Here is an 8,848-nt window from a genome sequence, read left to right as displayed (position 1 = left end):
TTATAGTTGGCGCCGGCCTTTTTGAGTGTAATGCGCGAGCCGATCAGCTCTGCCAGATCTACCCGGTCGAGCAGGTCTTCAACAAAGCGTTGGGGGATCAGTCCGCTCATAGTGGCTCCACATCAAGCCCATAACACGCAAGGGCCAATAGCCAAAAATGCCGCCGAAGCCAAGCCCCGGCGGCATTTTGGTCGCTCTGTGCAGCCTGGGCTGAACAGGCAATCAGTGCTTTGCAGTCAAGCGGCGTCTGCGGTAACTCAGTACAGACGCTCGAACTTGCGCTGTTCCCGCTGAAGCTTCTTGAGATGACGCTTAACGGCAGCGGCTGCTTTGCGCTTGCGAACTGCAGTTGGCTTTTCATAGTGCTCACGACGACGTACTTCAGAAAGTACACCTGCTTTTTCGCATGAACGCTTGAAGCGACGCAGTGCTACGTCAAACGGTTCGTTCTCTTTCACTTTAACAGCTGGCATTCGACAATCACCTACCTGATAGATTCGGTTTCAATTTGATGCGCATCCGGCGGTGCCAGACTGGCTCGATCCCTGGTCCGATTGACTAAAACTCGACCAGTTCGTAATTTAGGGCGGCAATGATAGCGCCTGAATCCCGGCAAGGTCAATGTTTGTTCCACTAAACTGCCAGTGAGTTTCGGGTTTCTGCTAAAATGCGCCTCGATTATCCATTTACGCCAACCGATGTGGCCAGATTATATGCGGATTCTGGGTATTGAGACTTCTTGTGATGAAACCGGCGTTGCGCTGTTTGACACCGATAAGGGGCTATTGAGCCACGCGCTGTTCAGCCAAATCGACATGCACGCTGATTATGGCGGTGTGGTGCCGGAGTTGGCATCTCGTGATCATGTTCGCAAGTTGCTGCCTTTGTGTGATCAGGTACTGGCAGAAGCCGGGCTTGCTCGTGAGGATATCGACGGCATTGCCTACACGGCGGGGCCGGGACTTATTGGGGCTCTGATGGTGGGCGGTTCAGTTGCCCACGCGCTGGGGTTTGCCCTTGGCATACCTGTACTTGGTGTTCACCACATGGAAGGTCATTTGTTGGCACCCATGCTGGAAGATAACCCGCCCGCCTTTCCGTTTGTGGCTTTGCTGGTGTCAGGCGGGCATACCCAGCTTGTACGCGTGAACGGCATTGGTGAATATGAAATGCTCGGTGAGTCTGTGGATGATGCTGCCGGCGAAGCATTCGATAAAACCGCCAAGATGCTGGGGCTTGATTACCCCGGTGGTCCCCGAGTAGCAGCGTTGGCTGAAAAAGGTGAGCCAGGACGTTACCGGTTCCCTCGCCCAATGACCGACCGGCCAGGCATGGATTTCAGCTTCAGTGGTTTAAAAACATTCACGCTCAACACGGTGAATGCGGAAAGAAAATCAGCGAATGGGCTGACTGATCAGGTTCGTGCTGACATAGCCTTGGCTTTTGAAACGGCCGCGGTAGATACGCTAATGATTAAATGCCGGCGGGCGCTGGAGCACACGGGCTGCAGCCGCCTAGTGATAGCTGGGGGTGTGAGTGCTAACAAGCGGTTGCGGGCCAGCCTTGAAACAATGGCTGACAAACGGCGCGCCCATGTGTTTTATGCTCGCCCGGAGTTCTGCACGGATAACGGGGCGATGATTGCTTATGCGGGTGCCCAGCGTATGAATGCGGGCCAACGTGACGGCGACCGAATTGTGGCAGTGCCCAGATGGCCGATGGACAGCTTGCCCCCACTTACTGAAGCGCGGCAGATAGGGCTTATTGATTGACCTGCAGTGGGGCAGGTCTAAAGGCCGGTTTCCCGCCCCTGGGCGAGCCGGATCAGATTGTTCCGGTGACGCACAACGATCAGAATTGCGAGTAAGCCGAACAACGGAAGATTTTCTGGCTCTATGAACGCGCTGATGGCGGGGCCGCTGATGATGGCTATCACCGATGCCAGTGCAGAGATTCGCCAGCGCCATAGCACCAGCAGCCATAAGGCTGCCATTGCGAGGGTTGTGACTGGCGCAAGGGCCAAGCCTGCACCCAGAGCGGTCGCAACGCCTTTGCCGCCTTTAAATCGATAGAATGCCGGAATCATATGTCCGGTAACGGCGCACAGCGCGACCATTGCCTGGACCATTGGAGACAGCCCTGCGTGGTGCGCGAGCCAAACAGGCAGCCAGCCCTTAGCTGCATCCAGGGCCAGAGTGAGCAGGGCAGGTAACCAGCCGCCAGTTCGGTATACGTTAGTGGCGCCGGGATTCCCAGAGCCCTGTGCGCGAGGGTCGGGCAGGCCTAAAAGCTGACAAACTGGCAGTGCAAATAGCACCGAGCCGGCCAAATAGGCAGCCATACATAGCAGAACAGTTACTACCGGGTCACTCAGGGCCATTTTGCGAGCTCGGAGACGAAGACGTATCAGGGTGATGTGTGCGAAAATGCCGGCCCTAAATTTGCAGGCTGGTGTGGTTACAGTATCCGCAGTCTGTACGTTATTCAATCAGAAGTGTGTGGGATCGTCCCGGGAGCCACCTTGGCAGACAGTGTTTTGATCGAAGGCTTGGTTGTAGAAACCGTGGTGGGCGTATACGACTGGGAGCGTGAAGTAACCCAGACGCTAGTTGTGGATCTTGAGATGGCTTGGGATATCCGCATTCCAGGGGCGTCTGATAATGTGGCAGATGCACTTGATTACGCATCGGTCAGTGAGTGTACCGAGCGCTGCCTGAAGGAGCTCAGGCCGAAGTTGCTTGAGCACGGAGCAGAGGTTCTGGCGGAAGTTTTGCAGCGGGAGTTCGGCGTTGGCTGGCTTCGGATAACGTTGCGTAAGCCCGGAGCTGTGCCTGCTGCCCGGTCTGTGGGTGTTTGCATTGAAAGGCCAGCTTTGAAGGGAGTTCGGTAATGCCAGATCAGATTCCAGTTTATATCAGCATTGGCAGTAATATTGACAGAGAACGCTATGTTCGTGCGGCTTTAGATGCCTTAGCGAGATGGTTTGGCGAGCTGGGTATTTCTCCAGTGTATGAAAGCGAGGCTGTAGGGTTTGACGGCTCGCCGTTTCTAAACCTGGTTGTTAGCGTGAAAACCAGCCTATCTGTGGGTGAGCTGTCACGGCAGTTCAAACAGTTGGAGGCAGAAAACGGCCGTCACCCGGAAGCCCCGAAATTCAGTGCAAGAACGCTGGATCTCGATATTCTGACCTACGGGGAGGCCGTGGGCAGGATGGATGGCGTGGAGTTGCCGAGAAATGAGATTCTCAAGAATGCCTTTGTGTTGCGCCCGCTGGCAGATCTGGCGCCTACAGTGAAGCACCCGGTGTGCCGGAAGAGCTATCTTGAGCTGTGGCGGGCATACAGCACCGGCCAGAAGCTGTGGCCGGTGGATTTTAACTGGCAGGGACGAGCGATTTCACAGGCGGTTGGCTGAGCGGAACAGCTTAATTAGATTGTCTGTAGCACTGTCACTTTCCGTGCCCGCTGTATTTGATTTCAATAGCCTTGGCAAAATATCCTGGCCAAGCTGTTTGCCCAGTTCAACGCCCCACTGATCAAACGAATCAACATCCCAAATCACGCCCTGCACAAAGGTGCGATGCTCGTAAAGCGCGATCAGCGCACCCACGGTTTCCGGTGTCACCTTTTCCATCATCAGCGTGTTGCTTGGCTGATTTCCAGGGATCACCTTGTGTGGTGCCAATTGTTCAATGTCTTTTTTGCTCGTGCCACTGGCTGCCAACTCGGCTTTTGCTTCCTCGAGGCTCCTTCCTGTCATCATCGCGCGGGACTGGCCCAGACAATTGGCAAAAAGATCTGCATGGTGCGTTGCGACCGGGTTGTGAGTCTGTAATGGGATAATGAAGTCTGCTGGAAGCAGTCGCGTACCTTGGTGAATCAGCTGATGGTAGGCGTGCTGGCCATTGGCGCCCACACCACCCCAGATAACAGGCCCTGATTGGTATTCTAGGACTTCTCCGTGCTGATTTACCCGTTTGCCGTTGCTCTCCATATCCAGTTGTTGAAGGTGGTCCGGTAAGCTGCGTAGGTAGTGGTCGTAAGGCAGTATGGCATGGGTTTCTGCGCCCCAGAAGTTGTTATACCAAATGCTTAGCATGGCCATAACAACAGGTAGGTTCTTTTCTAAGGGCGCGTCCCGGAAGTGGATGTCCATGGCGTGAGCCCCGGCCAGTAGTGCCCGAAAGTTGTCCATGCCGATTGTAAGCGCAACGGGCAGCCCGATAGCTGACCAAAGAGAGTATCGCCCGCCAACCCAGTCCCACATGGGGAATACGTTGTCGGGATCAATTCCAAAATCCTGGGCCGCAGCCTTATTGGCTGTAACCGCCATAAAGTGGCTGGCAACCGCCTGCTCATTGCCGCTGCGCTCGATGAACCATCCGCGGGCGACCTTGCTGTTCTCCAAGGTTTCGCGAGTGCCAAAGGATTTCGACTGAACCAGGAATAGCGTGGTCTCAGGGTTTATTTTCGCCAGGGTTTCGCAGATTTCTGTGCCGTCAATGTTGGCCACGTAGTGGCAACGAAGGCCCGATGATTGGTATGGCTGTAGTGCCTCAGACACCAATTTGGGGCCCAGAAAAGAGCCACCGATGCCAATGCTGACAACATCGGTAAATGCTTTGCCGGTATAGCCGGTGCGCGACTGGTCCAGCACCTCCTGAACGAAAGTGTCCATGCGGGCCAATGTTGCGTTTACTTCTGCGATCACATCCTGACCATCGATTATAATGGTGTCGGTGCCAGGGTTGCGTAGGGCCGTGTGCAGTGCAGGGCGATCTTCAGTAACGTTCACCTTCTCCCCGCGAAGCAGGGCCGCCCTGCGATCTTCCAGCCTGCAGCGGCGAGCCAGCGCTACCAGGGCCTCGAACACATCATCTGTTAGCCGGTTTCTGGAGAAATCCAGAGATAAGCCAGCACCGTCGATGAAATAACGTGTTGCTCTTTCTGGATCTGCTGCAAAGAGCGCCCTCATGGGGCGGTTTTGCAGGCGTTCCCGGCAAGCCATCAGTTCTTGCCATTCGGGTGAGGCTGTTAGTGGTGTGTGTTGCGAGGTCATCAGAGAGTCCTTTCCTGGTGGATTAGCATAATATCTCAGCGGGTTACTGAGATATTATCAATCAGCCGGGTGGTGCCAAGGAACGCAGCAACCAGTAGTGTAATGTCGCTGTCTTCCGGCGTCGCGGGTTTCAGGGTCTGGCTGTTTGCAATGTTGAAGTAATCTAGGCGCAGGCCAGCATCGCGCACACTGTCACCCGCCTCTTGTGCAAGTACTTGAAGGTCGTCTCGTCCATCGGCGATCTTCGCTGCAGTGGTTTGTAGTATCTGGTAAATAACGGGAGCTAGCTTACGTTCTTCATCGGAGAGATAGCCGTTGCGTGAGCTTTTGGCTAGACCGTCGTCGTCCCGGACGGTGGACGCACCAATTACCTCAACCGGAATCATCAGGTCCTGCGTCATTTTGCGGATGACCGCCAGCTGCTGGAAATCTTTCTCACCGAACACGGCAAAGTCAGGCTGGATCATGTTAAATAGCACAGACACCACCGTTGCGACACCTTCGAAGTGCCCTGGGCGACTGGCTCCGCAATGCCCCTCACTGACTTCTGGAACGACTATCCGCGTGTGTCGGGCAAGGCCGTCTGGATAGACTTCTTCGGCAGAAGGTGCAAATACCAGAGTGTTTCCGGCAGCGTCGAGTTTCTCTTGATCACCAATCAGGGTTTGAGGGTAGGTGTCGAGATCTTCATTGGCGCCAAACTGCATCGGATTGACAAAAATGCTGGTGATCACAATATCTGCCGCTTCGGCAGCTTTGCGAACCAGTGAGATATGTCCCTCATGCAGGTTCCCCATGGTGGGTACCAGGCCGATGGTTTTTTCTTGCTGGCGGTAACCGCGGAGGATGGCGCGCAGCTCCTTCAGTGAATGGACGGTTCTCATGCCTTGAACGTATGCTCCGCGGCGGGGAATGTTCGCTCACGCACTGCTTTTGCGTAGGCGGTAATGGCTTCCTGGATAGAGTCGGTCTCTGCCAGGAAATTTTTCACGAAACGTGGCTTACGACCTGTGGTAACGCCCAGCATGTCGTGCAGTACGAGAATCTGACCGTCGGTATCTGCGCCTGCGCCAATACCGATAACAGGAGCTTTAACGGCCTGGGCAATCCGGGCTGCCAGAGGGGCAGGAACACATTCCAGCAAAATGACGTCCGCACCGGCTGCTTCTAGTTCGCAGGCGTGCTCTATCATCATTTCTGCCGCTTTATCGTCACGGCCTTGAACCTTGTAACCGCCAAATTTGTTAACGAACTGCGGTGTCAGGCCTAAGTGGGCACATACGGGAACCGCTCGTTCACTCAGTGCGGTGATGGTTTCTTTCATCCAGTTGGTGCCTTCCAGCTTAACCATGTGGGCACCCGCCCGCATGAGCTCTGCGGCGTTCTCTAAGGCCGCATCCACCGTGCCGTAACTCATGAATGGCATATCTGCCATGATCAGCGAGCCACGGTTGCCCTTGGCGACACAGGTAGTGTGGTAAACGATTTGATCCATGGTGACCGGTAGGGTGCTGTCATGACCTTGTAAAACCATGCCGAGCGAGTCGCCAATCAAGATAACGTCCACCCCAGCTTCACTGACTACCTGGGCAAAGGTTGCATCATAAGAGGTGAGGGCGGAGAAAGCTTCGCCCTTTTGCTTGTATTCCCGCAGGGTGTTGATGGTAACAGCCATAAAATCCTTGCCTTTTGGGTAGGTGGGCCAAGACCGTGCCGAGATAATCGGCGTTCAGTTTCTAAGGGTAATCCGGAGGTGGAAGTCTGCGCAACTGGTTGTCTGGGCATTGTGCTCTCAGGGTAGCAATTGCGGTTCCTTCTGGCAGCGTTAGATCAGGTTTCAGATCCAGCAAAGGCTGAAGCACAAAATCGCGGTTAGGGAGTTCTCGGTGGGGAACGGTAAGCCGGTCGTCATCCAACGTTTGATTGCCGAATACCAGAAGATCGAGATCCAGCGTGCGTGGGCCCCAGTGCTTAAGTCGTTCCCGTCCGTGCGCCTGTTCGATGGCTTGAAGCTGGTCGAGCAGGGTGTGGGGAGCAAGCTCGGTGCGGAGCCATACTGCGCCGTTCACAAAATCCGGTTGATCTTGTGGGCCCACCGGACGGCTGGCATAAAACGGCGACTGCGCGACAAGTGTGGTGTTTGGTAGCGCAGCCAATTCCGCTACAGCCTTTGCCAGCTGGGTTGTGGGTTCTTGCAGGTTGCTGCCCAGACCAATGAAGGCGTCCGTTTTCATTAGGGCGTGGGCCGCTGAACCGGTTTGCGGCGGCGCCGTTTTTTCGGTGCGTCGTTGCTGAGATCTGAAAGCATGCGTTCTTGCCCACGCTCATCCAAACGTTGAAATTCAGTCCACCATTTACCCAGGCCCGGTTCGATTTCGCCACAGGCCTCCCGAACCAACAGGAAGTCATAGGCCGCACGGAATCTTGGGTGGCTCATGGTTACAAAAGCTCGCTTGCCCTGACGACGGGGCAGGCGCATTTGGAGTTCCCAGATTTCCTTCATGGGGCCCGAGAATCGCTTGGGTATAGAGGTTGCCTGTACCTGGCGCCCAATAACTTTGCCAATGGCTCCGTGGAGTGCCGGTTGCACCGGCTCGCCGCTATCTTGGCGGTGGTTCCACTCTCTTTGCAGCGCGGGCCAGAGCATGGCGGCAAATAAGAAATAGGGGGTAACGGATTTTCCTTGGGCGATGCGGGCGTCGGTGTTGCGCAGAGCTTGACGAATCAGCTCGTCCGGTTCACCGGCCTCAATGGCCCTCACGGTTTCGGGAAACAGGGGTGCCAGCAAATTGTAGCGAGTAAGAAGGTCGTAGGTGGCCTCGCCGTGACCGGCAGAGAACAGCTTTAGCACTTCTTCGAACAGGCGAGCAGACGGAATGTGAGTCAGTAACGGTGCCAGTTCCCGGATGGGGGCTTCGGTGTCTGGCTCTATGTCAAAGCCTAGCTTGGCGGCGAAGCGGATAGCACGAAGCATGCGCACTGGATCTTCCCGATAACGGGTTTCTGGGTCGCCAATCAGGCGCAACTGCCGGTTGCGGAGGTCTTCAGTGCCATTGGCAAAGTCAATGACGGTAAAGTCGCGGATGCAGTAATAAAGAGCGTTGACCGTGAAATCCCGGCGCAAGGCATCTTCTTCCTGGTTGCCGTAAACGTTGTCCCTCAGTAGCAGCCCGTGCTCGCTGGTTTTGCGATCATCATCGGCGCTGTCTTTGTCGGCCTGGGTTGCGTTGCCACGGAACGTGGTCACCTCAATGATTTCGCGCCCGAACACCACGTGCACGATCCGAAAACGCCGGCCTATTAAACGGGAGTTTCGGAACAGGTCGTGCACTTCTTCTGGGGTGGCGTTGGTGGCTATATCAAAATCTTTGGGGCGCTGCCCCAGAAGAATGTCGCGCACACCGCCGCCTACCAAATAAGCGTCATAGCCGGATTTGTTGAGCCGGCTGAGGACCTTTTTGGCAGGCTCGCTGATAACAGAGCGTGAGACATTATGCTGGTCTCTGGGGATTTCCCGTCGCTGGTAGGCTCGTGCCTTTTTCTTCCCGTTTCCGGGAATGAACGAGCGGAGCTTATCAACGGACTGCTCTAGGATTGAGGAGAATGTTTTTGACATTGAAATCCGTGGTTGCGTTGAGCAAAACCGAGAGTCTAACGGTTTGAGCAGGATTTGCACACGTTTAGCATACCCCAGATAATCAAAAGGCGGATCCGCTTTCGCGAATCCGCCCTCAAAACGTTGACGATCTGCATTGTTTTTATTGTTTGCCGGGATTTTTCTTCGTTTTTG

The 8,848-nt window shown here is 55.1% G+C and carries 10 protein-coding genes; 3 read left to right on the top strand and 7 right to left on the bottom strand.

Features of this window, described 5'->3' with window-relative positions; genetic code table 11:
• Window positions 1–257: 257 nt before the first annotated feature.
• Window positions 258–473 (bottom strand): 30S ribosomal protein S21, encoded by a 216-nt coding sequence (gene rpsU, locus ACTH3S_RS14680; protein WP_007153483.1) that lies wholly within the window; start codon window positions 471–473, stop codon window positions 258–260.
• A 240-nt stretch (window positions 474–713) separates the two neighbouring features.
• On the opposite strand from rpsU, the gene tsaD reads away from it, so the two are divergent.
• The gene (gene tsaD / locus ACTH3S_RS14675) at window positions 714–1,772 is read left to right on the top strand and encodes a tRNA (adenosine(37)-N6)-threonylcarbamoyltransferase complex transferase subunit TsaD (RefSeq protein ID WP_441809755.1); all 1,059 of its coding nucleotides are present in this window, start codon (window positions 714–716) and stop codon (window positions 1,770–1,772) included.
• 17 nt (window positions 1,773–1,789) lie between these two features.
• On the opposite strand, the gene plsY is transcribed toward tsaD, so the two are convergent.
• Entirely contained in the window at window positions 1,790–2,380 is a 591-nt protein-coding gene (gene plsY / locus ACTH3S_RS14670) for a glycerol-3-phosphate 1-O-acyltransferase PlsY (RefSeq protein WP_441809752.1), read from the bottom strand.
• 141 nt (window positions 2,381–2,521) lie between these two features.
• On the opposite strand from plsY, the gene ACTH3S_RS14665 reads away from it, so the two are divergent.
• Window positions 2,522–2,890, top strand: coding sequence for a dihydroneopterin aldolase (locus ACTH3S_RS14665; RefSeq protein ID WP_441809751.1), 369 nt, complete (start codon window positions 2,522–2,524; stop codon window positions 2,888–2,890).
• Window positions 2,890–3,414, top strand: coding sequence for a 2-amino-4-hydroxy-6-hydroxymethyldihydropteridine diphosphokinase (gene folK / locus ACTH3S_RS14660; protein ID WP_441809750.1), 525 nt, complete (start codon window positions 2,890–2,892; stop codon window positions 3,412–3,414). The genes ACTH3S_RS14665 and folK (ACTH3S_RS14660) overlap by 1 nt, the downstream gene beginning before the upstream one ends.
• On the opposite strand, the gene pgi is transcribed toward folK (ACTH3S_RS14660), so the two are convergent.
• The 5 genes from pgi to pcnB all read right to left on the bottom strand — a co-directional run bounded on the left by pgi (window position 3,397) and on the right by pcnB (window position 8,674).
• Complete coding sequence (pgi, locus tag ACTH3S_RS14655; RefSeq protein WP_441809754.1) at window positions 3,397–5,097, bottom strand: glucose-6-phosphate isomerase; 1,701 nt, start codon at window positions 5,095–5,097, stop codon at window positions 3,397–3,399. The two genes, folK (ACTH3S_RS14660) and pgi, sit on opposite strands and share 18 nt — an antisense overlap.
• Complete coding sequence (gene panC, locus ACTH3S_RS14650) at window positions 5,094–5,942, bottom strand: pantoate--beta-alanine ligase (RefSeq protein WP_441809749.1); 849 nt, start codon at window positions 5,940–5,942, stop codon at window positions 5,094–5,096. The genes pgi and panC overlap by 4 nt, the downstream gene beginning before the upstream one ends.
• Complete coding sequence (gene panB / locus ACTH3S_RS14645; protein WP_441809748.1) at window positions 5,939–6,733, bottom strand: 3-methyl-2-oxobutanoate hydroxymethyltransferase; 795 nt, start codon at window positions 6,731–6,733, stop codon at window positions 5,939–5,941. Before panB ends, panC begins: the two co-directional genes overlap by 4 nt.
• A gap of 61 nt (window positions 6,734–6,794) precedes the next feature.
• Window positions 6,795–7,292, bottom strand: a complete 498-nt coding sequence (folK, locus tag ACTH3S_RS14640) for a 2-amino-4-hydroxy-6-hydroxymethyldihydropteridine diphosphokinase (RefSeq protein WP_441809747.1) — start codon at window positions 7,290–7,292, stop codon at window positions 6,795–6,797.
• Window positions 7,292–8,674, bottom strand: coding sequence for a polynucleotide adenylyltransferase PcnB (gene pcnB / locus ACTH3S_RS14635; protein ID WP_441809746.1), 1,383 nt, complete (start codon window positions 8,672–8,674; stop codon window positions 7,292–7,294). Before pcnB ends, folK (ACTH3S_RS14640) begins: the two co-directional genes overlap by 1 nt.
• Between the last annotated feature and the right edge of the window lie 174 nt (window positions 8,675–8,848).

Origin of the sequence: Marinobacter sp., assembly GCF_052094685.1 — a bacterium.
Lineage (GTDB): Bacteria > Pseudomonadota > Gammaproteobacteria > Pseudomonadales > Oleiphilaceae > Marinobacter.
The sequence above is the reverse complement of the archived record's forward strand: the minus strand, read 5'-3'. Positions and strand labels throughout refer to the sequence as shown.